The organism is Streptomyces sp. NPDC127177 (genome assembly GCF_042672475.1).
In the GTDB taxonomy this organism is placed as follows: domain Bacteria; phylum Actinomycetota; class Actinomycetes; order Streptomycetales; family Streptomycetaceae; genus Streptomyces.
In genome coordinates this window covers 53,729-76,928 of record NZ_JBHXUW010000040.1, presented here as the reverse complement: position 1 = coordinate 76,928, position 23,200 = coordinate 53,729, and the positions used below count along the sequence as shown (strand labels likewise).

At 71.1% G+C, this 23,200-nt stretch carries 24 protein-coding genes and 1 riboswitch; of the genes, 13 read left to right on the top strand and 11 right to left on the bottom strand.

What is annotated here, in order from left to right; all coding sequences use genetic code 11:
* Positions 1-64: 64 nt before the first annotated feature.
* Together ACFVJX_RS24125 and ACFVJX_RS24120 are read left to right on the top strand one after the other, a co-directional pair.
* The gene (locus ACFVJX_RS24125) at positions 65-1,015 is read left to right on the top strand and encodes a cytochrome c oxidase assembly protein (protein WP_384129581.1); all 951 of its coding nucleotides are present in this window, start codon (positions 65-67) and stop codon (positions 1,013-1,015) included.
* A 66-nt stretch (positions 1,016-1,081) separates the two neighbouring features.
* Complete coding sequence (locus ACFVJX_RS24120; protein WP_266776007.1) at positions 1,082-1,240, top strand: hypothetical protein; 159 nt, start codon at positions 1,082-1,084, stop codon at positions 1,238-1,240.
* A gap of 46 nt (positions 1,241-1,286) precedes the next feature.
* On the opposite strand, the gene ACFVJX_RS24115 is transcribed toward ACFVJX_RS24120, so the two are convergent.
* Complete coding sequence (locus ACFVJX_RS24115; RefSeq protein ID WP_384129585.1) at positions 1,287-1,676, bottom strand: SSI family serine proteinase inhibitor; 390 nt, start codon at positions 1,674-1,676, stop codon at positions 1,287-1,289.
* A 966-nt stretch (positions 1,677-2,642) separates the two neighbouring features.
* Here ACFVJX_RS24115 and ACFVJX_RS24110 point away from each other — a divergent pair.
* The 6 genes from ACFVJX_RS24110 (at position 2,643) to ACFVJX_RS24085 (ending at position 12,050) form a co-directional block, all read left to right on the top strand.
* Complete coding sequence (locus ACFVJX_RS24110; RefSeq protein WP_384129587.1) at positions 2,643-4,175, top strand: endo-1,4-beta-xylanase; 1,533 nt, start codon at positions 2,643-2,645, stop codon at positions 4,173-4,175.
* Between the two features lie 162 nt (positions 4,176-4,337).
* On the top strand, positions 4,338-7,091 hold the full coding sequence (locus ACFVJX_RS24105) for a glycoside hydrolase family 48 protein (RefSeq protein WP_384129780.1): 2,754 nt from the start codon (positions 4,338-4,340) through the stop codon (positions 7,089-7,091).
* A 228-nt stretch (positions 7,092-7,319) separates the two neighbouring features.
* Positions 7,320-9,371 (top strand): glycoside hydrolase family 6 protein, encoded by a 2,052-nt coding sequence (locus ACFVJX_RS24100; protein ID WP_384129783.1) that lies wholly within the window; start codon positions 7,320-7,322, stop codon positions 9,369-9,371.
* A gap of 195 nt (positions 9,372-9,566) precedes the next feature.
* Positions 9,567-10,061 carry a hypothetical protein gene (locus ACFVJX_RS24095; protein ID WP_384129589.1) on the top strand — a complete coding sequence of 165 codons (495 nt, stop codon included), beginning with the start codon at positions 9,567-9,569 and terminating at the stop codon, positions 10,059-10,061.
* A gap of 161 nt (positions 10,062-10,222) precedes the next feature.
* On the top strand, positions 10,223-10,936 hold the full coding sequence (locus ACFVJX_RS24090; RefSeq protein WP_384129591.1) for a lysophospholipid acyltransferase family protein: 714 nt from the start codon (positions 10,223-10,225) through the stop codon (positions 10,934-10,936).
* 64 nt (positions 10,937-11,000) lie between these two features.
* Complete coding sequence (locus ACFVJX_RS24085; protein ID WP_384129594.1) at positions 11,001-12,050, top strand: NAD-dependent epimerase/dehydratase family protein; 1,050 nt, start codon at positions 11,001-11,003, stop codon at positions 12,048-12,050.
* A gap of 89 nt (positions 12,051-12,139) precedes the next feature.
* Here the strand turns inward: ACFVJX_RS24085 and ACFVJX_RS24080 are convergent, their stop codons facing one another.
* The 7 genes from ACFVJX_RS24080 to ACFVJX_RS24050 form a co-directional block, all read right to left on the bottom strand.
* The gene (locus ACFVJX_RS24080) at positions 12,140-12,913 is read right to left on the bottom strand and encodes an urease accessory protein UreD (RefSeq protein ID WP_384129597.1); all 774 of its coding nucleotides are present in this window, start codon (positions 12,911-12,913) and stop codon (positions 12,140-12,142) included.
* Positions 12,910-13,587, bottom strand: a complete 678-nt coding sequence (ureG, locus tag ACFVJX_RS24075; protein ID WP_384129600.1) for an urease accessory protein UreG — start codon at positions 13,585-13,587, stop codon at positions 12,910-12,912. Before ureG ends, ACFVJX_RS24080 begins: the two co-directional genes overlap by 4 nt.
* A 52-nt stretch (positions 13,588-13,639) precedes the next feature.
* On the bottom strand, positions 13,640-14,302 hold the full coding sequence (locus tag ACFVJX_RS24070; protein WP_384129603.1) for an urease accessory protein UreF: 663 nt from the start codon (positions 14,300-14,302) through the stop codon (positions 13,640-13,642).
* 13 nt (positions 14,303-14,315) lie between these two features.
* Positions 14,316-16,037 (bottom strand): urease subunit alpha, encoded by a 1,722-nt coding sequence (locus ACFVJX_RS24065; protein ID WP_384129606.1) that lies wholly within the window; start codon positions 16,035-16,037, stop codon positions 14,316-14,318.
* Entirely contained in the window at positions 16,030-16,341 is a 312-nt protein-coding gene (locus tag ACFVJX_RS24060; protein ID WP_384129609.1) for an urease subunit beta, read from the bottom strand. The genes ACFVJX_RS24065 and ACFVJX_RS24060 overlap by 8 nt, the downstream gene beginning before the upstream one ends.
* Positions 16,342-16,351: 10 nt before the next feature.
* A complete protein-coding gene (locus ACFVJX_RS24055; RefSeq protein ID WP_384129612.1) occupies positions 16,352-16,654 on the bottom strand; it encodes an urease subunit gamma in 303 nt (100 codons plus the stop codon).
* A 138-nt stretch (positions 16,655-16,792) separates the two neighbouring features.
* The gene (locus tag ACFVJX_RS24050) at positions 16,793-17,419 is read right to left on the bottom strand and encodes a TetR/AcrR family transcriptional regulator (protein ID WP_384129615.1); all 627 of its coding nucleotides are present in this window, start codon (positions 17,417-17,419) and stop codon (positions 16,793-16,795) included.
* Between the two features lie 109 nt (positions 17,420-17,528).
* Here ACFVJX_RS24050 and ACFVJX_RS24045 point away from each other — a divergent pair, with 109 nt between their 5' ends.
* Positions 17,529-18,521, top strand: coding sequence for an ABC transporter permease (locus tag ACFVJX_RS24045; RefSeq protein WP_384129619.1), 993 nt, complete (start codon positions 17,529-17,531; stop codon positions 18,519-18,521).
* A gap of 70 nt (positions 18,522-18,591) precedes the next feature.
* Here the strand turns inward: ACFVJX_RS24045 and ACFVJX_RS24040 are convergent, their stop codons facing one another.
* Entirely contained in the window at positions 18,592-18,876 is a 285-nt protein-coding gene (locus ACFVJX_RS24040) for a type II toxin-antitoxin system Phd/YefM family antitoxin (RefSeq protein WP_384129622.1), read from the bottom strand.
* A 100-nt stretch (positions 18,877-18,976) separates the two neighbouring features.
* Here ACFVJX_RS24040 and ACFVJX_RS24035 point away from each other — a divergent pair, with 100 nt between their 5' ends.
* From ACFVJX_RS24035 to ACFVJX_RS24025, 3 genes are all read left to right on the top strand, one after another.
* Positions 18,977-19,612 (top strand): ATP-dependent Clp protease proteolytic subunit, encoded by a 636-nt coding sequence (locus ACFVJX_RS24035; RefSeq protein ID WP_384129625.1) that lies wholly within the window; start codon positions 18,977-18,979, stop codon positions 19,610-19,612.
* Positions 19,613-19,619: 7 nt separating this feature from the next.
* On the top strand, positions 19,620-19,928 hold the full coding sequence (locus ACFVJX_RS24030; RefSeq protein ID WP_384129628.1) for a hypothetical protein: 309 nt from the start codon (positions 19,620-19,622) through the stop codon (positions 19,926-19,928).
* A gap of 328 nt (positions 19,929-20,256) precedes the next feature.
* Positions 20,257-20,429: riboswitch (cyclic di-AMP (ydaO/yuaA leader) on the top strand.
* A 3-nt stretch (positions 20,430-20,432) separates the two neighbouring features.
* Positions 20,433-20,906 (top strand): C40 family peptidase, encoded by a 474-nt coding sequence (locus ACFVJX_RS24025; RefSeq protein ID WP_384129631.1) that lies wholly within the window; start codon positions 20,433-20,435, stop codon positions 20,904-20,906.
* A gap of 34 nt (positions 20,907-20,940) precedes the next feature.
* On the opposite strand, the gene ACFVJX_RS24020 is transcribed toward ACFVJX_RS24025, so the two are convergent.
* Positions 20,941-21,591: a LysE family translocator gene (locus tag ACFVJX_RS24020; protein WP_384129634.1), complete on the bottom strand. Its 651-nt coding sequence runs from the start codon at positions 21,589-21,591 to the stop codon at positions 20,941-20,943.
* Positions 21,592-21,663: 72 nt separating this feature from the next.
* On the opposite strand from ACFVJX_RS24020, the gene ACFVJX_RS24015 reads away from it, so the two are divergent.
* Positions 21,664-22,581 (top strand): LysR family transcriptional regulator, encoded by a 918-nt coding sequence (locus ACFVJX_RS24015; protein ID WP_384129637.1) that lies wholly within the window; start codon positions 21,664-21,666, stop codon positions 22,579-22,581.
* A gap of 100 nt (positions 22,582-22,681) precedes the next feature.
* Here the strand turns inward: ACFVJX_RS24015 and ACFVJX_RS24010 are convergent, their stop codons facing one another.
* Positions 22,682-23,113: an ATP-binding protein gene (locus ACFVJX_RS24010; RefSeq protein ID WP_384129640.1), complete on the bottom strand. Its 432-nt coding sequence runs from the start codon at positions 23,111-23,113 to the stop codon at positions 22,682-22,684.
* Positions 23,114-23,200 lie beyond the last annotated feature (87 nt).

The window sequence follows — 23,200 nt, the reverse complement described above, 5'->3', positions numbered from 1 at the left end:
TACTCTGGTCGGGACAACCGGCACGAAACGGGGTCGTCCCGGCGCCCCCATCAGGAGTGAACAGATGGATCACAGCGGGCACGGCATGAACATGGATCTGCCGCCGTTCACGCTGGGACGCGGGCTCCAGTTCTCCGCGGACCCGATCTTCCTGATCGGCTGTGTGCTCGCCGTGGTCCTCTACGGATACGCGGTCGCGCGGCTGCGCAGACGCGGGGACGACTGGCCGGTCAACCGGATCGTCTTCTTCGTCATCGGCGTGCTGACCATCGCCCTGGTGATGTGCACCAAGCTCAACGACTACGGCATGGTCATGTTCAGTGTGCACATGGTGCAGCACATGGTGATCAGCATGCTGTCACCGATCCTGCTGCTGCTGGGTGCACCCGTGACGCTGGCGCTGCGTGCCCTGCCGGTCGCCGCGCGTGGCCACAAGGGGCCGCGCGAACTGCTGCTGATGCTCCTGCACAGCCGGTACATGAAGATCATCACGCATCCGGTGTTCACCATCCCGCTCTTCATCGCCAGCCTGTACGGCCTGTACTTCACGCCGCTCTTCGACTATCTGATGGGCTCGGCGGCCGGGCACCTGGTGATGATGCTGCACTTCCTCGGGGTCGGCCTGGTCTTCTTCTGGCCGATCATGGGCATCGACCCCGGGCCGCACCGCCCGGGTTATCTGCTGCGGATGCTGGAGCTGTTCGCCGGGATGCCGTTCCACGCCTTCTTCGGCATCGCGCTCATGATGGCCTCCCAGCCGATGGTGGAGGTCTACAAGAACCCGTCGGCCTCCCTCGGCATCGACGCCCTGTCCGATCAGAACGCGGCGGGCGGGATCGCCTGGGCGTTCAGCGAGATCCCGTCGGTGCTGGTCCTGCTCGCTCTGGTCTTCCAGTGGTACCGCTCCGACCAGCGGACCGCGAAGCGCTCCGACCGGGCGGCGGAGCGCGACGGGGACCAGGAGCTGCACGCGTACAACGCGTATCTCGCCTCGTTGCAGGCGCGCGGACAGTAGCGGTGGACGTACCTTCCGGGTGACCATGGCGGTAACGGCCGCGCGGCCGGCGAGGAGCGTGCGCGCATGTCCGGATCCACGAAGACCATGGGAGTACTCACCGTGGGGGCCCTGGTGGCGGTCACCGCCTACACGGTGGCGCTGGGGAGCAACGGCTGGCTGTGGTTCGGCTGGGTGGTGCTGGGACTGATCACGATCGGAATGGTCGCCACCCGGGAGACCTGAGCCGGGCGGCGGGGTTCCGGCCCGAGCGCCGCCCGGCCGGGCGGGCTCAGAAGCGGAACAGCGGGCCGGTGGCCGCGTCCATCAGGCAGGCGTTGGGGTAGGTCCGCCGCCAGGCGACGGAGTCGCCACGCGGTGCGCCTTCGGCGGAGACCGTCACCGGGTCGTGTTCGTCTGTGCACGGATGCGGGTCGCCGGCCAGCGCGTCGAAGTCCCCCTCCGCCGCACGCAGGGCCGCACAGGCGCCTGCCGCGTCGGGGTGCCGGTCGTCGGGTCCGGGCGGGCAGTGCAGTTCGACCCCGCGGATCCAGGTGTTCTGGCTGCCGGAGACCGTCAGGAGGAGCCCCCGGTCCGGTGCCGGAGACGGGAACGCCGCGACGGGCACGGCCCCGGCGGCGGTGAGCAGGACAGCCAGAGCAGTGGCGGCGCGCAGGCGCATGAAGGGCTCCCGGATCAGCGGCTGGGGTCGGTGGGCCCGGTCAGGTCATCCCGGCACAGCCGCGGTGACAAGCAGCCACGCCGTGCACTCCCCCACGGGGGGGCCGGGCGGGTCAGGTGCGGATGCGTCCCTGGCGCAAGGCTGCCGTGACGGCCGCCGGCAGACCGGGCTCGCACCCCCGTATCGACGACCCGGACCGGTCGCGGAGGCGGCGCTCACCGCGCGCCAGGACAGGCTCGTTTCGATGCCTCGACCGGGTGGGGCGGCAGCACGCGCGTACACCATCGCGTACGCGAAAGGCGTACCCGCGAGCCCGCGCACCGCCCCCGCCACGGACCAGCAGGATGTCGCTCTGCGTCGCCACCGGTTCACCGGCGGCGACGCGAAGGTGCGACCGGCCGGCCGGGCACGAACCCGGCCTCGTCCACGTATCGACCGTTTCTCCGGGCGGCTCCCACGCGTGTCCCGTCAGGCGCTTCTCACCCGGCCCCCATTCGCGGTGCGGCAGGATCGTCGAGTGGGCCAGGAGCGCTTGCTGCCGTCTCCGCGCAGAGCGGCCCGCACACGCCCACACGCTCTGTCACCGGATGTATCGAATCGGTCGCGGTCCCGCGCGAGCGCCTCGAGGGCCGTCAGCACGCGAATGCGAACGCGTGGCGAGCACCTCCGCGGTCCGGCTGGAAAGCGTGCACCGACGCACCCGGACGCGTTTCTCACGGCGCCTCAACTGGTCGTCGTACAGGGCCCGTTCGACGTGTGGCCGAGTTAACGCGCTCGTAAGGCAGTTGTGATTTAAGTCTTGACAGGTGCCCATCACCACGCCACTTTGGGAGCGCTCCCACAATCAAGACTTGCACACTCCACTCCCCCCTTCTCCCCCGGTGCCGGGCGGCGAGACGGGCGTTGCGGGGCGCAGCCGCGCACCTCGTTCCGCCCCACGCCGCCCTGTCGAGGAAGGCGTTTGTCATGAGCTTGGTGAAGCGCTGCGGGCACGGCCGTACCAGGGTGATCCCCGTCCTCCTGGCCGGCACCGTCGTCGTCGCCACCGCCCTGGCGGGCGGGCCCGCGACCGCGGCCCAACAGGGCACGTTGCGGGAACTCGCCGCCGCCCAGGGCAAGTACTTCGGCTCGGCCACCGACAACCCCGAGCTGCCCGACGCCGCCTACGCGGCCACTCTGGGCAGCGAGTTCGGGCAGATCACTCCCGGAAACTCCATGAAGTGGGACACCACCGAACCGGACCGGGGCCGGTTCGAATTCGCCAAGGGCGACGTGATCACGGATTTCGCCCGGGAGCACGGCCAGACCGTGCGCGGCCACACCCTCGTCTGGCACAGCCAACTGCCCGGCTGGGTCGCCGCGCTGCCGTCGGCGCAGGTCGGGGACGCGATGACGGACCACATCACCGAGGAGGCCACGCACTACCGCGGTGCGGTCGCCGCGTGGGACGTGGTGAACGAACCGTTCAACGAGGACGGGACCTTCCGCACGAGCCCCTTCTACACCGCCATGGGCAGCGACTACGTCGCCACCGCACTGCGCGCCGCCCATGCGGCGGACCCGGACGCCGAGCTCTATCTGAACGACTACAACATCGAGGGGCTCGGCGCGAAGAGCGATGCCATGTACGCCCTGGCGAGCGAGCTGATCGCCGAGGGGGTGCCGCTGGACGGCGTCGGGATGCAGGCGCACCTGGCCGTGCAGTACGGCTTCCCGTACCGGATGCGGGAGAACATGCAGCGGTTCGCCGATCTCGGCCTCGACGTCGCCGTCACCGAGCTCGACGTGCGTATGCAACTGCCCGCCGACGCGGCCAGAACGGCCACCCAGTCCTCCTACTACCAGCAGGCCGTCGAGGCCTGCCTGGCGGTCGAGCGCTGCACCGGCATCACCGTGTGGGACTACACGGACAAGTACTCCTGGGTCCCGGGCGCGTTCCCCGGTGAGGGCGCGGCCAACCTCTACGACGAGAACCTGGCGCCCAAGCCGGCCTACGACACGGTACGGGCGGTGCTGGGCGGCGGGGACGACGGCGAGGGCGGCGAGCCGGGCGCACTGGAGGTGCGGTACCGCAACAGCGACAACTCCGCGGGTGACAACCAGATCAAGCCCGGCCTCCAACTCGTGAACACCGGTGGCACCGCGGTCGGCCTCTCGTCGGTGACCGTCCGGTACTGGTTCTCCGATCCCGACCGGGCCGTCCCCTACAGCAGTTGGTGCGACTGGTCGCCGATCGACTGCTCCACCGTCACACACCGGGTCGTCGCCGCCAGCACCCCCGCCGCGGGCGCCGACCACTACCTCGAAGTGGGCTTCACCCGCGGCACTCTGGCCCCGGGCGCCTCCACGGGCGAGATACAGCTGCGCCTGAACAAGGCGGACTGGTCCGACTTCGACGAGTCGGACGACTACAGCCACGGCACCGGCACCTCGTACGCGGACACCACGAAGATCACCGTCTACAACGGCGGTGAGCTCGTCCGGGGCATCGAGCCCTGACCGCCGGCCCCACCGGTCCCCACCGCACGCCCCCACCGCTGTCCCCCGGTCACCACCCCCGTCCCCCTTCCTTCTCCGTCCCCACGCTCCCCGACGACACCCGCCAGTGGAGGATTTGTGTCGATATCACGTAGAACATTCAGCAGCGCCCTGGGCGGCAGCCTGCTGGCCATGGGTCTGGCGCAGGGCACCGCCGTCGGCGCGCCCGCCACCCCGGCGACGGCCGGCGGCACCCGGGCCGCGGCGGGCGACGACCCGTACACGCAGGCCTTCCTCACCCAGTACGGGAAGATCAAGGCGGCGGCCAACGGCTACTTCAGCCCGGAGGGCCTCCCGTACCACTCGGTCGAGACCCTGATGGTGGAGGCGCCGGACCACGGCCACGAGACCACCTCGGAGGCCGTCAGCTTCTGGATGTGGCTGGAGGCGGCGTACGGCCGGGTGACGGGTGACTGGGACCCGTTCAACGCGGCCTGGGCGGTGGCGGAGAAGACGATCATCCCTCAGCACGCCGACCAGTCGACCAGCGACTCGTACAACCCCGGCTCTCCCGCGACCTACGCTCCCGAGCACCCACTGCCCGACGGATACCCCTCCGCGCTCGACGGCGGCGTCCCGGTCGGCACGGATCCGCTCGCCACCGAACTCGCCTCTTCCTACGGGACGATGGACATCTACGGCATGCACTGGCTGATGGACCTGGACAACGTCTACGGCTACGGCAACAAACCGGGCACCGGCGGCGAGTCCGGGCCGGGCGCCGGCGCCTCCTACATCAACACCTACCAGCGCGGGGCGCAGGAGTCGGTGTGGGAGACCGTCCCGCAGCCGACCACCGACCTGTTCGCCTACGGCGGCCCGAACGGATACCTCGATCTGTTCGTGGGCGACTCGAGCTACGCCGAGCAGTGGAAGTACACCAACGCACCGGACGCCGACGCCCGCGCGGTGCAGGCCGCCTACTGGGCGTTCCGCTGGGCCTCGGACCAGGGCAAGGAGAGCGAGGTCGCCGCCTCGGTGGCCAAGGCCGCCAAGATGGGCGACTACCTGCGCTACGCCATGTTCGACAAGTACTTCAAGCGCATCGGCGACTGCACCGACCCCGGCTCCTGCCCCGCGGCCTCGGGCCGGGACTCCCAGCACTACCTGCTGTCCTGGTACTACGCCTGGGGCGGCGCGGCGGCGGGCAGCGGCGGCGGCTGGGCGTGGCGCATCGGCGACGGTGCCTCGCACCAGGGCTACCAGAACCCGCTCTCAGCCTGGGCGCTGTCCAACGTACCGGCGCTGACGCCCAAGTCGGCGACGGCCAGGGGCGACTGGTCCAAAAGCCTGACCCGGCAGCTGGAGTTCCTGACGTGGCTGCAGTCCAGCGAGGGCGCCCTCGCGGGCGGCTGCACCAACAGCTGGGAGGGGAGTTACAGCCAACCGCCGGCCGGTACGCCGACGTTCTACGGCATGGCCTACGACTGGCAGCCGGTCTACCACGATCCGCCGAGCAACAACTGGTTCGGCTTCCAGGCGTGGGGCATGGAGCGTGTCGCCGCGTACTACTACGTCACCGGCAACGCGTCCGCCGAGGCCGTGCTCGCGAAGTGGGTCGCCTGGGCGTCCGGTGAGACGACGGTGGGCTCGGACGGCACCTTCCGCTTCCCGTCCACCCTGAGCTGGACCGGCGAGCCCGACACCTGGGACGCGGCGTCCCCCGGCGACAACGCCGGGCTGCACGTCTCGGTGGTGGACTACGCCAACGACGTCGGTGTGGGCGCCGCGTACGTCAAGACGCTCACCTACTACGCCGCCAAGTCGGGTGACGAGGACGCCGCAGCGCTGGCCAAGGCGCTGCTGGACGCGATGGCGCTGAACACCACCGACAAGGGCATCTCGGTGCCGGAGACCAGGAAGGACTACGACCGGTTCAACGACGAGGTGTACATCCCGGCCGGGTGGTCGGGCACCATGCCGAACGGCGACACCGTCGAGCCGGGCGCCACCTTCATCGACATCCGCAGCTGGTACAGGGACGACCCGGACTGGCCGAAGGTGCAGGCCTACCTGGACGGCGGCGCCGCACCCACCTTCACGTACCACCGCTTCTGGGCGCAGGCGGCGCTCGCGCTGGCCTTCGCGATCTACGCGGAGCTGCTCGTGGAGGGCGGCGGGACCGGCGGTGACACCGAGGCACCGACGGCGCCGGCCGGGCTCACCGTGACCGCGACGACCAGCAGCAGCGTTTCGCTGTCCTGGTCGGCCGCCACCGACAACGTCGCGGTGACCGGCTACGACGTGTATCGCAACGGGGTCCTCGCGGGCAACGCGACAGCGCGGACGTTCACCGACACCGGTCTCGCCGCTGTCACCGAGTACAGCTACACCGTCGCCGCCCGGGACGCGGGCGGCAACACCTCGGCGCTGTCGGCCGCCGTCACCGCCACCACGAAGTCAGGCGGCTCGACGGGCAACGGTGCGTTGAAGGTCCAGTACAAGAACACGGACTCCTCCGCCACCGACAACCAGATCCGGCTGGGTCTCCAGATCCTGAACACGGGCAGCGCCCCGGTCGACCTCTCGACGGTGACCGTCCGGTACTGGTTCGGCTCCGACGGGGGCCCGAGCACCTTCGGCACCGCCTGCGACTACGCCGCGCTGGGCTCGGCCAACATCACGCACAGGGTGGTCGCGGCCGCCGGCCCGAAGACCGGTGCCGACCGGTACCTGGAGGTCGGCTTCACCGGTGGCGCGGGCACCCTGGCCGGCGGCGCCTCGACGGGCGAGCTCCAACTGCGCCTCAACAAGAGCGACTGGTCCGACTTCGACGAGAGCGACGACTACAGCCGCGCGGCGAACACCGCGTACGCGGACTCGTCGAAGCTCGGGGCCTACGTCGCCGGCGCCCTCGCCTGGGGAGTCGAGCCCTGACCGGCCGCTGACCCGGCCTGCATCTCACCGCACTCCCGATGGCGGGTCGCCCATCCGCCCCGCAGTACCCGCCATCGGGGTACCACCCGCCTCACCGGCAACACCCCACGAACCCGTCCGCGGGGCGCTTCCGCGGACGTACGAGAGGAGCACGGAGCCGCAATGAGAACCAGAGGCACCATCACGCACGGGCTGCGCCGACGAGTGGCCGCACTCTCCGCCCTCGCCATGGGCGCAGCACTGGCCGTCGCCATCCCCACACCCGCCTCGGCGGCGGCACGGGTCGACAACCCCTATGTGGGCGCCACGGCATACGTGAACCCCGACTGGTCCGCCAAGGCGGCGGCCGAACCGGGCGGCAGCGCCATCGCCGACGAACCGGGATTCGTCTGGATGGACCGCATAGCGGCCATCGAGGGCTCGTCCGAGGCGAAGAGTCTGCGCGAGCACCTCGACACGGCACTGGACCAGGGCGCGAACCTGTTCCAGGTGGTCATCTACGACCTGCCGGGACGGGACTGCGCCGCGCTGGCGTCCAACGGTGAGCTCGGCCCCACCGAGCTGGACCGGTACAAGGACGAGTACATCGACCCGATCTCCGAGATCCTCGCCGACCCGGCGTACGCGAACCTGCGCATCGTCACCATCATCGAGCCGGACTCGCTGCCCAACCTGGTCACCAACGCGGGCGGTTCGGAAGGGTCCACCGAGGCCTGCGCGACGATGAAGGCGAACGGCAACTACGAGAAGGGCGTCGGCTACGCCCTGCACACCCTCGGCGCCATCCCCAACGTCTACAACTACGTCGACGCCGCACACCACGGCTGGCTGGGCTGGGACACCAACTTCACGCCGGCGGCCCAGGAGTTCAAGAAGGCCGCCACCTCGGAGGGCGCCACGGTCGCCGACGTCACGGGCTTCATCGTGAACACGGCCAACTACTCGGCCCTGAAGGAGCCGAACTTCGACATCAACGACTCGGTGAACGGAACAACGGTCCGCCAGTCCAAGTGGGTCGACTGGAACTACTACGTCGATGAGCTGTCGTTCGCCCAGGCGCTGCGCACCGAGCTGGTGGGCCAGGGCTTCGCCTCGAACATCGGCATGCTGATCGACACCGCCCGCAACGGCTGGGGCGGCAGCGGCCGGCCGGCCGGCCCCGGTCCGACGACCGGTGTGGACGCCTACGTCGACGGCGGCCGGGTCGACCGGCGCATCCACGCGGGCAACTGGTGCAACCAGAGCGGCGCCGGCGTCGGCGAGCGTCCCACCACCGCCCCCGAACCCGGAATCGACGCCTACGTCTGGGCCAAGCCGCCGGGTGAGTCGGACGGCAACAGCGCGCCCATCGACAACGACGAGGGCAAGGGCTTCGACCGGATGTGCGATCCCACGTACACCGGTAACGGCCGCAACGGCAACAGCCTGACCGGCGCCCTGCCCAACTCCCCGCTGGCGGGTCACTGGTTCTCCGCGCAGTTCCAGGAGCTCGTGCGCAACGCCTACCCGCCGCTCGACGGCAACCCGGGCGGCGGCGATGACGACACGCAGGCGCCGACCGCGCCGACCGGAGTGACCGTCACGGCACGGACCAGCGGCAGCGTCTCGCTGTCCTGGACCGCGTCGAGTGACGACACCGCGGTGAGCGGCTACGACGTGTTCCGCGCCGGGGTGAAGGTGGGCTCCACCACCACGACCTCGTACACGGACACGGGTCTGACAGCCACGACCGCGTACAGCTACACGGTCAAGGCCAAGGACGCGGCCGGCAATGTGTCGGCGGCCTCCGCGGCGGTCTCGGCCACCACGTCCGAGGGCGGCGGCACCGGGACCGGCAGCCTCAAGGTCCAGTACAAGAACACCGACTCCTCGGCCACCGACAACCAGATCAGGATGGGTCTGCAACTGGTCAACACCGGCAGCACATCGGTCGACCTGTCCACGGTGAAGCTGCGGTACTGGTTCACCCCTGAGTCGGGTGCCTCCACCTTCGACACCGCCTGCGACTACGCGGTGATCGGCTGCGGGACGCTGACGCACGGAGTGCGGACGAACGGTTCGACGGCCGGTGCCAGCCACTACCTGGAGGTCGGCTTCGGGAGCGGCTCGCTGGCCGCGGGCGCCTCCACCGGTGAGATTCAGCTGCGACTGAACAAGAGCGACTGGTCCAACTTCGACGAGGCGGACGACTACAGCCGTTCGACCACGACGAGCTACGCCGACGCGTCGAAGATCGGCGTGTACGTGACCGGCGCACTCGCCTGGGGCACCGCCCCCTGATCCGGGGGTTCCCCCGCGCACCCGCCCCCTGCCGCACATTCCGGCAGGGGGCGGTGTCGTGGACGCCCCGGTGATCCGGAGCGCGCCTGGGACGGTGCACCGCACGGCCACGGCGACGCTGCCGTTCGTCCTCGCCCGCCCGGCGGCGGGGTACCCGGCGCCGGTTCCGCGGCCACCGGCTGGGACACTCCCCTCATGGACACCACACCCGAGACGACAGGCCGGACGGCGACCGCGTGGACGGTCGCGCTCACGGGACTCGGAGCGCTCACCGGCTTCGTCTGGGACGGACTGTTCCTCGCTGTCACCTGTGGCCTCTCGCTGGGAGGCGGCGCCGCCCTGGGCACGGTCCTGTCCCGCCGCCGCATGTCCACGACCCTGGAGGAGGACCGGGAGAAGGCCGCCGCGACCGGATACGCCGACGGCGTCGGGGACATGGTGGTCCTCGGGATATCCGCCTACGGGGTCTCGGTCTTCCCGCTCTCCGGGCCCGACGCGGTGGACCAGGCGGAACGCACGGCACGCCGCAAGGCGGCCTACCAGCTCACCGCTGCCGACAACCTCCCTCACCACATCCGTGAGGCGGCGGCGGCCGCGCTCGAGGCGATCGACGAGGCACGTGACGTCGACACCCGTGCCGCCATCGAGGACCTCATGAAGGCCGTCCACGAACAGCGCCGCTCCGCCTGACCCTCGGCGCGTCGTCGCACCCGGTCCGCACCGGCGGCATCGACCCGTCCACGGACGGGTACACGGAACAACGGCTGCACATAGGGTGTCTTCCGCTGGAGGCCGCCGCCCGCCCGGCAGAACGCAGCAGTGAGCCGACCAGGCCCAGCAAGGAGCCCCCCATGTTCTATTACCTGCTCAAGTACGTCGTCCTGGGGCCGCTGCTGCGGTTGTTCTTCCGGCCCGTCATCGAGGGCGCGGAGCACATCCCGCAGGACGGGGCGGCCATCGTCGCCGGCAATCACCTGTCGTTCTCGGACCACTTCCTGATGCCCGCCATCATCAAACGGCGCATCACCTTCCTGGCGAAGGCGGAGTACTTCACCGGTCCGGGTCTGAAGGGGCGGCTGACCGCCACGTTCTTCCGGAGCGCCGGCCAGATCCCGGTGGACCGCTCCGGCAAGGAGGCGGGACAGGCCGCGATCCGTGAAGGGCTCGGAGTGCTCGACAAGGGCGAGCTGCTGGGCATCTATCCGGAGGGCACCCGTTCGCACGACGGACGGCTCTACAAGGGCAAGGTCGGCGTCGCGGTCATGGCCATCAGGGCGCAGGTCCCCGTGGTGCCGTGCGCCATGGTCGGCACGTTCGAGATCCAGCCTCCCGGCAAGGTCGTACCGCGCATCAAGCAGGTCACCATCCGCTTCGGCGAGCCGCTGGACTTCTCCCGGTACGCCGGTCTGGAGGACCAGAAGGCGGCGATCCGGGCGGTCACCGACGAGATCATGTACGCGATCCTCGGTCTCTCCGGCCAGGAGTACGTCGATGAGTACGCGGCCAAGGTGAAGGCCGCCGAGCAGGCGGAACGCCAGGGAAAGTTCCCGAAACTGCGACGCTGAGGGCGGATTCGCGCTCGGTGAACTCCGCTGGTCCCCGCCCCGGGGCCGCCATAGCGTGCGGTTCATGAGCAAAGGACACGCATGGGTGCTGGGAGCGACGGGCCAGATCGGACGGGCCGCGGTGCGCTCGCTCGTCGAGGACGGCTGGGCGGTGACCGCGGCCTCGCGCGGCGGCGGCCGTGACGAGCGGTGGGACGAAGGGGTACGGACGGCGGCACTGGACCGCGACGAGGACGGCGCGCTCGCGGCGGCGCTCGGCGACGGCTGCGACGTACTGGTCGACATGGTGGCGTACGGGGAACAGCACGCCCGGCAGCTGACGGATCTGGCCGGCCGGATCGGGTCGGCCGTCGTCGTCTCCAGCGGCGCGGTGTACGAGGACGACCGTGGCCGCAGTTTCGACACCCAGGGTGAACCGGACGGCTCGCCGTGCTACCCGGTGCCGATCCCGGAGTCGCAGCCCACCCTCCCGCCGGGCGAGGCCACGTACGGGACCCGGAAGATCCGTCTGGAACGGGATCTCCTCGCGGCGGGTGACACGCTGCCCGTCACACTGCTGCGGGCGGGCGCCGTCCACGGTCCGTACTCCCGCCTGCCGCGCGAGCTCTACTTCGTCAAGCGTGCCCTGGACGGCCGCACCCGGCGTGTGCTGGCGCACGAGGGGCGGTCCTGTTTCCATCCCGTCCACTCCTCCAACGTCGCCGAGCTGATTCGGCTGGCCGCGCTGCGGCCCGGCTCCCGGGTGCTCAACGCCGCCGACCCGCAGGCGCCGACGGTCGCGGAGATCGGCGAGGCGGTCGACGCGGTGCTCGGGCGGGAGACGGAGACGGTACTGATGCCGGGCGCCGCCACGCCGGAGGGTGTGGGCCTGACCCCCTGGGGCGCCCCGCACCCCATCGTGTACGACATGACGGCCGCCGAACGGTCACTCGGATACCGGCCGGTGACCGGCTATGCCGAATCGCTCCCGGAGACGGTCGAGTGGCTCACCGCTCAGCTGGCGGAACGCGACTGGACGGATGCCTTCCCCGTCATGGAGCGGGCGTACGGCACGAAACTCTTCGATTATGCGGCGGAGGACGCCTGGCTGGAGCGGTACGACCGTACGGTGTGAGCGGGGGCCCGATACGGGGGCGGGTGGCCGGTGGAACAGACCCGGCCGCCCGTCCCCTCCCCGGGGCCCCGGGGTCGCCGGGCCGGTGTTCAGCGGGGCGCCACGGCCGTCAGCTCGTCGTGCGCCCGGTCCAGGACGCCGCGCAGCTCTCTCGCGTCGGCGGCGACCGCGGTCACCAGCACGGCGGGCCCCGCGAGGCGGGTGAGCGCCGCGGTCGGTCCCAGCAGCCTGCTTTCCGGGGGCTTCTCGTCGAATGACGGTTCCACCACGAGGAGTTGGCCCACGGCACGATGGCCGCCGAGTACGGCCGGGCCGTCCCAGCCGGCCGGGGCACCGGGTCCGTACGCCATCTGCTGGTCCAGGAGCGGGCGGCCGGCCCGGCAGACGGTGAGCCTGCTGAAGAGGGTTCCGGTGGTCTCCCCGTGTCTGCCGAGGATCTGCTCCTCGCGCAGCACCAGCCGTGCGGTGGGCGCGAGTTCGGCGGTGGTCCGCATGGTCAGCTCGCTGCCGTGCGCGGAGATGAGCTGTTCCGGGAGCCAGTTGAGAACCGCCCTGTCCCCCGCGGTCAGCCGTATGTCGTAGCGGGCGGGTCCGGTCGCCGGACCGGGGCCGGGGAGGGCGACCGTGGCCGCCGCCGAGTCGACCGTGAGCACGGTTGAGGCCCCGGCCCGCACCTCGATGGCGAGCCGGTCACCACCGAGCGGCGCGCTCATGGCGCCGACGACGGTGACGCGGGCCGATCCGGGTGTCGCGGCCCTGGTCCGCCGCAGGGCGAGCGGCCCCCCGCTCTCCAGTACGGGGAGCGAGGTGGCGCCTCCGCTGTCGCGCACGGCGGTGACGCGGGCGGTCGCCCGGACGCTCATGCGTTCCAGGAGGCGAGCTGCCCCCGCACCCAGTCGGCTACGGGCCCGACGCCCTCGCCGGAGGTGAGCGAGGTGAAGGCGACCGGCAGTTCACCGCGCTTCTCGGCGGCGTCCCGCGCCATCCGGCCCAGGTCGGAGCCGACGTACGGCGCCAGATCGGTCTTGTTGATCACGAGCAGGTCCGCGGTGGTGACGCCGGGGCCGCCCTTGCGTGGGATGTCGTCGCCGCCGGCCACGTCGATGATGAAGATCTGGGCATCGACGAGCCCCTTGGAGAAGGTGGCGGTGAGGTTGTCGCCGCCGGATTCGACCAGGATGAGGTCGAGTGGCCCCACGGCGTCCTCCAGGTCCTCGACGGCTTCGAGGTTGGCGGATATGTCGTCGCGGATGGCGGTGTGCGGGCAGGCACCGGTCTCCACCGCCTGGATCCGCTCGGGCGGCAGGACCGCGTTGCGCAGCAGGAAAGCGGCATCCTCGCGGGTGTAGATGTCATTGGTGACGACGGCGAGGGACAACTGGTCGCGCAGGGTGCGGCAGAGCGCGGCCACGGTGGCGGTCTTGCCCGAGCCGACCGGTCCGCCGAGCCCGATGCGCAGGGCCCGCCGGGTGCCGTCGGGGCGTGCGGCGTCGGCGCCGACCGCGGCCGGGCCGGGGTGGGAGTGGTCGAGGTGCATGGTGCGGCTCCTGTGCGGTTTCGGGGCGACGAGCGGGTCTGCGGGGGTGGGGTCACGAGGCGAACAGCCGGACGGGCCACCCGGCGTGGGCCTCGGCGCCGATGTCGAGCAGCGGGGCCGACGCGGCGGGCAGCTCGTCGATGCTCCCGCCGGCGGCGGCCGCTGCCATCGCGGCTACCCGGTCGAGTTCGGGGGCGAGCCGGGCGAGGACGGCGGTGGCCTCGAAGGGGTTGAGGGAGAGCAGCCGGACCACCGCGGTGGCGGGGCCGCTGACCGCTTCGTACGCGACGCAGTGGGCGGCGTCCTCGGGCCCGAGTCCTGCCGCCCGGGCCGTGAGGCCGAACACGACGGGCTGGTGGGCGCCGCGCGGGCGGGCCAGGGCGAGCGCGTCGAGTTCATCGCTCGGCCAGGTGGCGCGGGCGGCCCGCATCAGCTGGCGGCCCAGCTTGCGCGCGACGGCGCGCAGCGCGGGTGAGGGGGTTCGGGCGTCGGCGGCCTCGTCGAGGGCGAGTGGGTCGTGGCCGTGGGCGGCCGCCGCGGCGAGTGCCGCGGCGGTGAGCCCGGTGGTCCGGAGGCGTCCCAGGCAGAAGTCTGCGAGGTCCTCGGCATCGCGGACGCGTCCTGCCTCGACGGCCGGTTCGGCACCGCCGGAGTGGGCGTGGCCGCCGGCCGGGAACCGGCCGTCGGCCAGGACGAGCAGAGCTGCACGGCTCATTCGGGGCCCGCTCTCAGAAGAGGAAGTAGCGCTGGGCCATGGGCAGTTCGGCGGCGGGCGCCGGTTCGACCGGTTCGCCGTCGATCGTCACGGCGAAGCTGTCCGGGTTGACGTCCACGCGCGGAGTCGCGTCGTTCTCCCGCATGTCGGCCTTGGTCACTCCCCGGGTGCTGGTGATCGGTACGAAGCGCTTCCCGAGTGCGAGCCGCTCCGGCAGCCCGTCCTCGATCGCCGCGGCCGCCACGAAGTTGAACGAGTTGGCGGCCGGGGCCCGGCCGACCGCTCCGAACATGGGCCGGGGCAGGACGGGCTGCGGAGTGGGGATGGAGGCGTTGGCGTCACCCATCTGTGCGTACGCGATCTGGCCGCCCTTGATGACCGTCTGCGGTTTCACCCCGAAGAACGCCGGATCCCACAGCACCAGGTCGGCGAGCTTGCCGGTCTCGACGGAGCCGATCTCCCGGTCCAGCCCCTGCGCCACCGCGGGGTTGATGGTGTATTTGGCGACATAGCGACGGACCCGGTGGTTGTCCGCCCGCCCGTCGCCGGGGAGCGCGCCGCGCCTCTTCTTCATCACGTGCGCGGTCTGCCAGGTGCGCAGGACGACCTCGCCGATGCGGCCCATGGCCTGGGAGTCGGACGAGATGATCGAGATGGCGCCGAGGTCGTGGAGGATGTCCTCGGCCGCGATGGTGGAGGGCCGGATCCGTGATTCGGCGAACGCCAGGTCCTCCGGTACCGCCGGGTTGAGGTGGTGACAGACCATCAGCATGTCGAGGTGCTCCTCGATGGTGTTGACGGTGTGCGGCCGGGTCGGGTTGGTCGAGCTGGGCAGGACGTACGGCTCCGATACGACTCCGATGATGTCCGGGGCGTGCCCGCCGCCCGCGCCTTCGGTGTGGTAGGCGTGGATGGAGCGTCCGGCGATGGCGGCCAGGGTGTCGGCGACGAAGCCGGCCTCGTTGAGCGTGTCGGTGTGGATCGCGAGCTGGGCCCCGGTCTCCTCGCAGACCGACAGGCAGGCGTCGATGACGGCGGGGGTCGCGCCCCAGTCCTCATGGATCTTGAAGCCGAGTGCGCCTGCCCGCAGTTGGGAGTGCATGGCGTCGCGCGACATGGTGTTGCCCTTGCCGAGCAGGCCGATGTTGACGGGGTAGGCCTCCAGTGCCGCGAACATCCGGGCCAGATGCCAGGGGCCCGGGGTGATGGTGGTGGCCTTGGTGCCCTCGGCCGGGCCGGTACCGCCGCCGACGAGCGTGGTGATGCCGGAGGAGAGCGCCTGGTCGATCAGGGTCGGCGAGATGAAGTGCACATGCGCGTCGATGGCGCCCGCGGTGATGAACTTGCCGTTTCCCGCGATGATTTCGGTCTCCGGCCCGATGATCAGGTCCGGGTGGACGCCGTCCATGGTGTCCGGGTTGCCGGCCTTGCCGATTCCGGTGATCCGGCCGTCGCGGATCCCGATGTCCGCCTTGACGATGCCCCAGTGGTCGATGACGACGGCGCCGGTGACGACGGTGTCGGGGGCGCCTTCGGCGCGGGTGGTGCGCGCCTGGCCCATGGACTCACGGATCACCTTGCCGCCGCCGAACACGGCCTCGTCGCCCGCGAGTCCGGGGCCGCCGCAGCGGTCCTCCTCGATCTCGACGAGCAGATCGGTGTCGGCGAGACGGATCCGGTCACCGGTGGTGGGGCCGAACAGGTCCGCGTACACGGCGCGATGGAGTTCAGCCATCGAGAGCACCTCCGGTCTCGCCGCGCAGGCCGGGGACGATCCGCCGTCCGGCCAGAGGGACGAGTTCGATGTCGACGGGTACGCCGGGCTCGAAGCGGACGGCGGTTCCGGCGGCGATGTCCAGCCGCAGACCGTGAGCCGCCGCCCGGTCGAACTCCAGGCCCGGGTTGGCCTCGGCGAAGTGGTAGTGCGAGCCGACCTGGACCGGCCGGTCGGCCGCGTTGAGGACGGTGAGGCGGGTGACGGCCCGTCCCGCGTTGATCGGCACCGGCCCGTCCGCGTAGAGGATCTCTCCCGGGATCATCGGCGGCCCGTCAGACGATCGGGTCGTGGACGGTGACGAGCTTGGTGCCGTCCGGGAAGGTCGCCTCGACCTGCACGTCATGGACCATCTCGGCTATGCCGTCCATGACGTCGTCGCGGCTGAGCACCTTGCGGCCGGATGCCATCAGCTCCGCGACCGTACGACCGTCGCGTGCGCCCTCCAGCAGATGCGAGGTGATGAGGGCGACGGCCTCGGGGTGGTTGAGCCGCAGTCCGCGGGCGCGGCGCTTGTGCGCCACATCCGCGGCTACGTGAATGAGCAGGCGTTCCTGCTCGTGCGGGGTCAGCTGCACGTGTCCACCTCACAGTCGTCCGCCCAGTACCGGCCCTGGGCGCAGCGCGACACTAGCCGCCTTCAACAGAACGTTGAACGTCGAACCGGTGTCGCACGGCGAGGTATTGCACGTTAGAGCCGAAGTTTTTCCGGCGCGTTAACTGGCCTTTTGCAGATCCATGGACATGAGCCCGCGCAACCCGTCCTCGAGCATCTCGGCCCCGGGGTCACCGAACACGGCCAATTGGACGATGAATCCCTGGGCGGTGGCGATCAGCGTGCGGGCGACCCGCTCGTCGGGCACATCGGCGCCGAGCAGACCACTCGCCCGGTAGACCGCGACCAGCTCGGACCACGCCACCCGCAGCCCCTCGTAGGCCTCACCGAGGGTGGCCGCCAGCAGTTCGCTGCGCAGGGCCTCGGACCACACCTGGACGATCAGCCCCGCGTACGCCCGGCGGTCCAGCCCGCGGCCGCCGTCCGCCTGACCGAACAGGGTGCGCACCACGCGGCCGATGAGGACATCGGGAGTGGGCGGCGGGCTGACCTGGGTGGCCTGCTCGAATGCCTGCCGGACGCCGCCGACGGCTTCCCCGGCGATGGCCGCGATCAGATCCTCCTTGCCGCTGAAGTAGCGGTAGACGGCACCTGCCGACAGTCCGACCTCCTTCAGGACGTCCTGCATGGAGGTGCCGTGGAAACCGTCGCGGGCGAAGCAGCGCGCGGCGCCGTCGAGGATCTGTCGCCTACGGGCATCGAGGTGTTCCTGGGATACACGAGCCATGCCCTCAATCTAAAACGAACGTTCCTTCTTGACAAGGTCCGGGACCGGCGGGACAGTGGGACCTCCATATAAAACGAACAATCATTCTCTTTGAATCGAGGCCGCCGTCATGGCCGCTACCCCCAACCGCCGCCTGGTGGCGGTCGTCCTCCTGGTACCCGCCGTGGTGGCTCTCGCCCTCTGGGCCTTCGCCTGGCCCGCGGCACGGATGGCCCCGCGCGATCTCCCCGTAGGCGTCATCGGCTCCGGCCCGGCCGCCGATCAGCTCCAGAACCGCCTCGAACAGCGCGACGGCGCCTTCGAGATCCACCGCTACGGCTCCGAGGCCGCCGCCCGCACCGCGATCGAACACCGGACCGTATACGGCGCGGTGGCCGTCACGCCGAAGGGCCCCGCGCTGCTGACGGCCTCCGCGGCGAGCCCGGTGGTCGCCCAGTTGCTGCACGACGCGGTCGCCGCCCAGACCCCGGACGGCACCGACGTACCAGCCACGGACGTGGTGGCGGCCCCGGCAGCCGATCCGCGCGGCAGCGTCCTCGGCGCGAGCACCCTGCCCCTGGCCATCGCGGGTGTGGCCGCCGGCGCCGCGGTGACGCTGCTGGGACTGCGCGGCGCCCGGGCGTCCGCGGCCCTGCTCGGCGTCGCCGCTCTCGTGGGAATCGTGGCCACGGCACTCACGGACAGCTGGCTCGGGGTGATGACCGGTGACTGGTGGAGCGAGGCGGGCGCGTTCGGGATCACGGTACTCGCGATCGGGGCGACGGTGGCCGGGCTCGCCGCACTGGTCGGAACCGCCGGCGTCGGGCTGGGATCGCTGCTGATGGTGCTGGTGGGCAACCCCTTCTCGGGCGTCACCAGCGCACCCGAACTGCTGCCGCGACCGGTCGGGGTGATCGGCCAGTGGCTGCCGCCGGGCGCGGGCGGGTCACTACTGCGCTCCGTGGCCTTCTTCGACGGCAACGCGGCGGGCCGGGCACTCCTGGCCCTCGCCCTGTGGGCCGCACTGGGACTGGCCGCGGTACTCGTCGGCGGCCGCCGCACGACCACGACCGGGGAGCCCGCCATCACGGAGCCCGAACGCCGGCCCGTACTGACCGGCTGACCCGCGTCCCACATCCCGCAGGAGCCGTGCGTCCCGCCCGTCGAGGGCCGGGGTGCACGGCTCTCGTGCGTCAGTCGCCCGGGTGCTGGTGCCCCCGGTGCTCCGCCGCGATCCCGAAGCGGCGCCGTTCGCCGGGAGCGGACGAGGAGGAGCCGATCGAGGAGACCGAACTGATCACCTGCTCCTGCTCCACCGCTTCGTCCTTCTCGAGTCGCTCCAGGTCAGCGGCCGACACCAGGGCCACGAGCGGCTTGCCGTGCCGCGTCACGACCACCCGCTCACCGCCGTAGACGACGCGGTTGATCAGTTCGGCGAGCTCAGCTCGGGCTTGCGTCACCGGAATCTCATAGGCCATGCTCCCCATCATAACCTTCTGTACGTCCTGTACATTTTCTACAGACGCGTGCGCAGGCGCCCTCCCCGGCCCTCGCACCCCGGAGGAGAGGTCTCCCGCCATGCACCGCCCCGCCGCACGCTACGTACTGCCCGAGTTCACCGAGCGCACGTCCCAGGGGACGCGGACGCTCGATCCGTACTCCAAGCTGCTGTCCGAACGGGTCGTCTTCCTCGGCACCCCGGTCGACGACACCGCGGCCAACGACCTGGTCGCGCAGTTCATGTACCTGGAGCACAACGCACCCGACCGGCCCATCCAGCTCTACATCAACTCCCCCGGCGGCTCGTTCGGAGCCATGACGGCGGTGTACGACACGATGGCCTACCTCACCTGCGAGGTGGAGACCTTCTGCCTCGGCCAGGCCGGGGCCGGGGCGGCCGTACTGCTGGCCGCGGGCTCTCCCGGCCGGCGCCACGCACTGCCCGGCGCGCGGGTGGTGATGCAGCAGCCCGAGCTTCCCGAACCGGTCCAGGGGCAGCCGTCCGACCTGGAGATCGAGGCCGGGGAACTGGCCCGGATGCGCGAGACGCTGACCGCTCTGCTGGCCCGTCACACCGGCCGCTCCACCGAGCAGATCACCGCCGACACCGAACGCGACCTGATCCTCGACGCCGAAGGGGCCAAGGCCTACGGGCTGGTCGACCACATCGTGCAGAACCGCGGGCCCGCCACGCCGCCGCCCACCGTGCGGTGAACCCACGATGCAGCCACCGGAGTTCCCGCCGCTGCCCGCCCTGACGCGCGCCGAGGGCGAGTTCATCGACCGCTATCTGGAAGTCATCGACCAGCTGGGCCGGATCAACCCGGCCCGCGCCGACGACACCTACGGAGCCCTGCGCGCCGCACAGGCGCTCGCCTCGCACGCGGCGGCCCTGCGGGACGCACTCGCGCTCATGCACGAGCGGGGTGAAGGACGGATCCACTCCGCCACGTTGACGCGGGCTCTGCGGGTGCTGGACGGGGAACGGCGAGCCGGACGGGTCACCGTGCCACCGGCCCCGACGAGTTGATCAACTCCCTTGAGCCGACACGCCCGACGCGTGGACCGAAATCCCTCGCTCGTTCGGCGTAGGTGTTCCCTCGCGCGAGGGACAGCTCAACTTGCGCTTTCGCGATGGGCGATGGATGAGATCTCCCGTTCCGTCGCTGGTACAGCACCGTCCGGGGAGGGCGGCCCCCTCCCCGAAAGCCCCCTTCCCACCCGAACAGATCAATCGTGACGAGCCTCACATATCGTCGTTTCACCTCGGAAATCCGACGTTCGGTGAGTCAAGATCCCTGGGACGACAAGCCCCCGCCACCGCGGCGGGGCGGTCCGGGCGGACGCCGAGTCCTGCCGCTGTCCGGATGCCTGGTCGACAGAAGTGGATCGGCAGGAGTGGAGGACCCGAGCACAACGGGCCGACCGGATCTCCGGTAGTCCCTCGGGGTGAAGCCGCCGTGTGCGGCCGGGCAACTTCGCCAGCCCGAACCCGACAGGTCATCCTTCACAGGCGGCTGACGAAGGGTTGCGCATGACTGCGCAGGTTCATGTCCCGTCTCTGCTCGCCCGAGCCACTACGGCCTCGGCTCTGACTCTCGCCGCCGTCGGCGGCACGTTGTTCGTCCCCGGCGCCATGACCGACGCCCAGGCCGCGACTCATTCGATGAAGGCGCTCAACGTCGCCGCTTCGAAGAAGGGGTCGCCGTACCGCTGGGGCGCCAGCGGCCCCAGCCGCTTCGACTGTTCGGGTCTGACGCTCTACTCGTTCAAGAAGGCGGGCAAGAGCCTGCCCCGGACGGCCCAGCAGCAGTACAACAAGACCCGCCACATCGCGGCCTCCAAGCGCCGGCAGGGCGATCTCGTCTTCTTCCACTCCGGCAGCGGCGTCTACCACGTGGGCATCTACGCGGGCAGCGGGAAGATCTGGCACTCACCGAAGACCGGCGCGGTGGTCCGGCTGGAGAAGATCTGGACGAAGAGCGTCTACTACGGGCGGGTCAGCTGACGGCTCCGTCCCGCCGCGGGGCAGCGGCCCCTGGTCAGTGCAGCAGGGTGCCGGTCACCAGTACCAGCCCCAGCGCGGTGAGTGCCGCGCCGCTGCCGCCCTCGATGGCCCGGGCGGTGCGCGGCCGGCGCAGCCACCGGCCCAGGCGGTCCACCAGGAGCGCCACGGCCGGGAACCAGATCAGCGCCAGCAGGACGACGATCGCGGCGAGCAGGAGCGTCCTGGGCAGCGGGGCGGCTCCGGCGGGGACGAACTGTGGAAGCAGGCTGAGGAAGAGCACCGGCGCCTTGGGGTTCAGTGCGTTGGTCAGGAAGCCCTGGCGCAGCGCCCGCAGGTTCCCGTTCGCGGCCCGTTTGCCGTCGTCCTGGTCCGGCGCGGCTTCGGCGCGCCCCTCGCCGGGGCGGCGCCGGGCGGCGCGCAGTGCGCTGATGCCGAGGTAGAGCACGTACGCGCCACCGAGGAGCTGGACCGTACGGAACAGCACCGGCACCGCCACCAGCACGGCGGCCAGTCCGGCGACGGCGAGCGCGGTGTGGACGAGCAGTCCCCCGGCGACGCCGAAGGCCGTCGCCACCCCCGCCGACCGCGAGGCGAGAGCGTTGCGTACGACGACGGTGAAATCTGCTCCGGGCAGCGCGACCATGGCGGCGGCGACCCCGAGGAAGGCGGTGAGCTGGGCATCCATGACTCCACCCTGGACCCCAACAGCCTTTAGCATGTACTTGCAATCTTATGGGTCTGCCAAAAGGGATGCTTAATGTACGACCCGACGCGGCTCGCCGCGCTGGTGGCGGTCGCCGAGGCCGGTTCGATCACCCGGGCCGCCGCCCGCCTGGGCTACACCGCGCCCGCCCTCTCCCAGCAGCTCGCCAAGCTGGAGCGGGAGGCCGGTGCCGCACTGCTGGTCCGGCACCACCGGGGCGCCCGGCTCACCGCTGCGGGCGAGTTGCTCGCAGGCCGGGCCCGTCGGGTCCTCGACGAGATGGACCAGGCCCGGCACGAGCTGGCGCGTCTGGCCGGCCTCTCCGGCGGACGGCTGCGGGTCGGCACCTTCACCACGGCGGGCATCCATCTGCTGCCTCCCGTGCTGAGTGCCTTCCGCCGGGCCCATCCGGATGTGGAACTGGTGGTCACCGAGTACGAGCCGCCGGGCGGGGTGGCGGCGGTTCTGGCGGGCGAGGTCGATCTCGCCCTGACCCACGCCTACGAGCCGGCCACCGCGACGCCGCTGCCCTCGGGGCTCAGCGCCGAACCCCTGCTGGTCGAGGAGCTGGTGCTGATCACCGCCGTCGGACAGGTCCTGGCCGACGGCAGCGGACGGCTTCCCGTGACGGACCTCGCGGGCCGGCCGCTGATCAGCAGCGCACCCACCCATCCGCCGCGGCGCGGGGTGGAGAGCGCGCTGGCGGAGGCGGGGGCGCTGCCCGCGGTGGTCTGCGAGTCGCCCGGCTATGCGCTGGTGTGCGCACTGGTCAGCGCGGGCATCGGGATCGCGGTGGTGCCCGAGATGGTCGCCGCGATGTCTCCGACCCCGCTGTCCGTGCGCAGGCTGGAGCCTGCCGCGTTCCGCCGGACGATCTCGGTGGTGCACCGAGGTGACCGGTCGAGTGCCGCGGCGGCGACGTTGCGCGCCCTGCTGCGCAGCGGCTTCGGGCGGGCCGCCGCGACGCAGTGAGCCGGACGGACGGCACCGGGGCGGGTCCGGGGCGCAGGGTCGGGGGCGGGTCCGGGCGCAGGATCCGGGGCGGGTCCGGGGCGCAGGATCCGGGGCCCGCTCACATCTGTACGGGGACGTTCCAGGGGAGGGTGATCCAGACGGTCTTGCCGCCGTCGGGGGTGGGTGTGACGGCCAGTCGGCCGCCGTACTCCTTGGCCAGCGAGCGGATGATCACCATGCCGCGCCCGTTGTCCTGCTGGACGGCGGCGGGCAGCCGCTGGGGCCAGCGCGGGTGACTGTCCGTCACCCCGAGGTGGAGCTCTTCGTCGCGCTCCAGCCGGAGGTCCACGGTGAAGGTGGGCGACTGTCCGAAGGTGTGCTGGACGGCGTTGGTGGCGAGTTCCGAAATGATGAGACGGATCGTATCGGCGGCCTCGGCCCCGTCGGGAAGCCCCCATTCAGCCAGTACCCGGGCCACGTATCTCCGTGCCGCGGAGACCGAGACCGGCTCGCTCGGCAGCGTGACGCTCGCCTCTTGATGGTCCGCCATGGCCGGCCGCCCCTTTCCCACCCGGTACCGACCCGCGATCGGTTACCGCTGCGCTTCGCGCCAGATTGCCATTGATGCTGCCCTCTG

Excerpts from the sequence above, each read along its gene's own strand:
- ACFVJX_RS24085 (WP_384129594.1), top strand. The coding sequence starts at position 11,001 with ATGAGCAAAGGACACGCATGGGTGCTGGGAGCGACGGGCCAGATCGGA.
- ACFVJX_RS24120 (WP_266776007.1), top strand. The coding sequence starts at position 1,082 with ATGTCCGGATCCACGAAGACCATGGGAGTACTCACCGTGGGGGCCCTG.
- ACFVJX_RS24110 (WP_384129587.1), top strand. The coding sequence starts at position 2,643 with ATGAGCTTGGTGAAGCGCTGCGGGCACGGCCGTACCAGGGTGATCCCC.
- ACFVJX_RS24025 (WP_384129631.1), top strand. The coding sequence starts at position 20,433 with ATGACTGCGCAGGTTCATGTCCCGTCTCTGCTCGCCCGAGCCACTACG.
- ACFVJX_RS24080 (WP_384129597.1), bottom strand. The coding sequence starts at position 12,913 with ATGAGCGTCCGGGCGACCGCCCGCGTCACCGCCGTGCGCGACAGCGGA.
- ACFVJX_RS24030 (WP_384129628.1), top strand. The coding sequence starts at position 19,620 with ATGCAGCCACCGGAGTTCCCGCCGCTGCCCGCCCTGACGCGCGCCGAG.
- ACFVJX_RS24040 (WP_384129622.1), bottom strand. The coding sequence starts at position 18,876 with ATGGCCTATGAGATTCCGGTGACGCAAGCCCGAGCTGAGCTCGCCGAA.
- ACFVJX_RS24035 (WP_384129625.1), top strand. The coding sequence starts at position 18,977 with ATGCACCGCCCCGCCGCACGCTACGTACTGCCCGAGTTCACCGAGCGC.
- ACFVJX_RS24100 (WP_384129783.1), top strand. The coding sequence starts at position 7,320 with ATGGGCGCAGCACTGGCCGTCGCCATCCCCACACCCGCCTCGGCGGCG.
- ACFVJX_RS24125 (WP_384129581.1), top strand. The coding sequence starts at position 65 with ATGGATCACAGCGGGCACGGCATGAACATGGATCTGCCGCCGTTCACG.
- ureG (WP_384129600.1), bottom strand. The coding sequence starts at position 13,587 with ATGCACCTCGACCACTCCCACCCCGGCCCGGCCGCGGTCGGCGCCGAC.
- ACFVJX_RS24070 (WP_384129603.1), bottom strand. The coding sequence starts at position 14,302 with ATGAGCCGTGCAGCTCTGCTCGTCCTGGCCGACGGCCGGTTCCCGGCC.
- ACFVJX_RS24010 (WP_384129640.1), bottom strand. The coding sequence starts at position 23,113 with ATGGCGGACCATCAAGAGGCGAGCGTCACGCTGCCGAGCGAGCCGGTC.
- ACFVJX_RS24095 (WP_384129589.1), top strand. The coding sequence starts at position 9,567 with ATGGACACCACACCCGAGACGACAGGCCGGACGGCGACCGCGTGGACG.
- ACFVJX_RS24060 (WP_384129609.1), bottom strand. The coding sequence starts at position 16,341 with ATGATCCCGGGAGAGATCCTCTACGCGGACGGGCCGGTGCCGATCAAC.
- ACFVJX_RS24020 (WP_384129634.1), bottom strand. The coding sequence starts at position 21,591 with ATGGATGCCCAGCTCACCGCCTTCCTCGGGGTCGCCGCCGCCATGGTC.
- ACFVJX_RS24050 (WP_384129615.1), bottom strand. The coding sequence starts at position 17,419 with ATGGCTCGTGTATCCCAGGAACACCTCGATGCCCGTAGGCGACAGATC.
- ACFVJX_RS24115 (WP_384129585.1), bottom strand. The coding sequence starts at position 1,676 with ATGCGCCTGCGCGCCGCCACTGCTCTGGCTGTCCTGCTCACCGCCGCC.
- ACFVJX_RS24015 (WP_384129637.1), top strand. The coding sequence starts at position 21,664 with ATGTACGACCCGACGCGGCTCGCCGCGCTGGTGGCGGTCGCCGAGGCC.
- ACFVJX_RS24045 (WP_384129619.1), top strand. The coding sequence starts at position 17,529 with ATGGCCGCTACCCCCAACCGCCGCCTGGTGGCGGTCGTCCTCCTGGTA.
- ACFVJX_RS24065 (WP_384129606.1), bottom strand. The coding sequence starts at position 16,037 with ATGGCTGAACTCCATCGCGCCGTGTACGCGGACCTGTTCGGCCCCACC.
- ACFVJX_RS24090 (WP_384129591.1), top strand. The coding sequence starts at position 10,223 with ATGTTCTATTACCTGCTCAAGTACGTCGTCCTGGGGCCGCTGCTGCGG.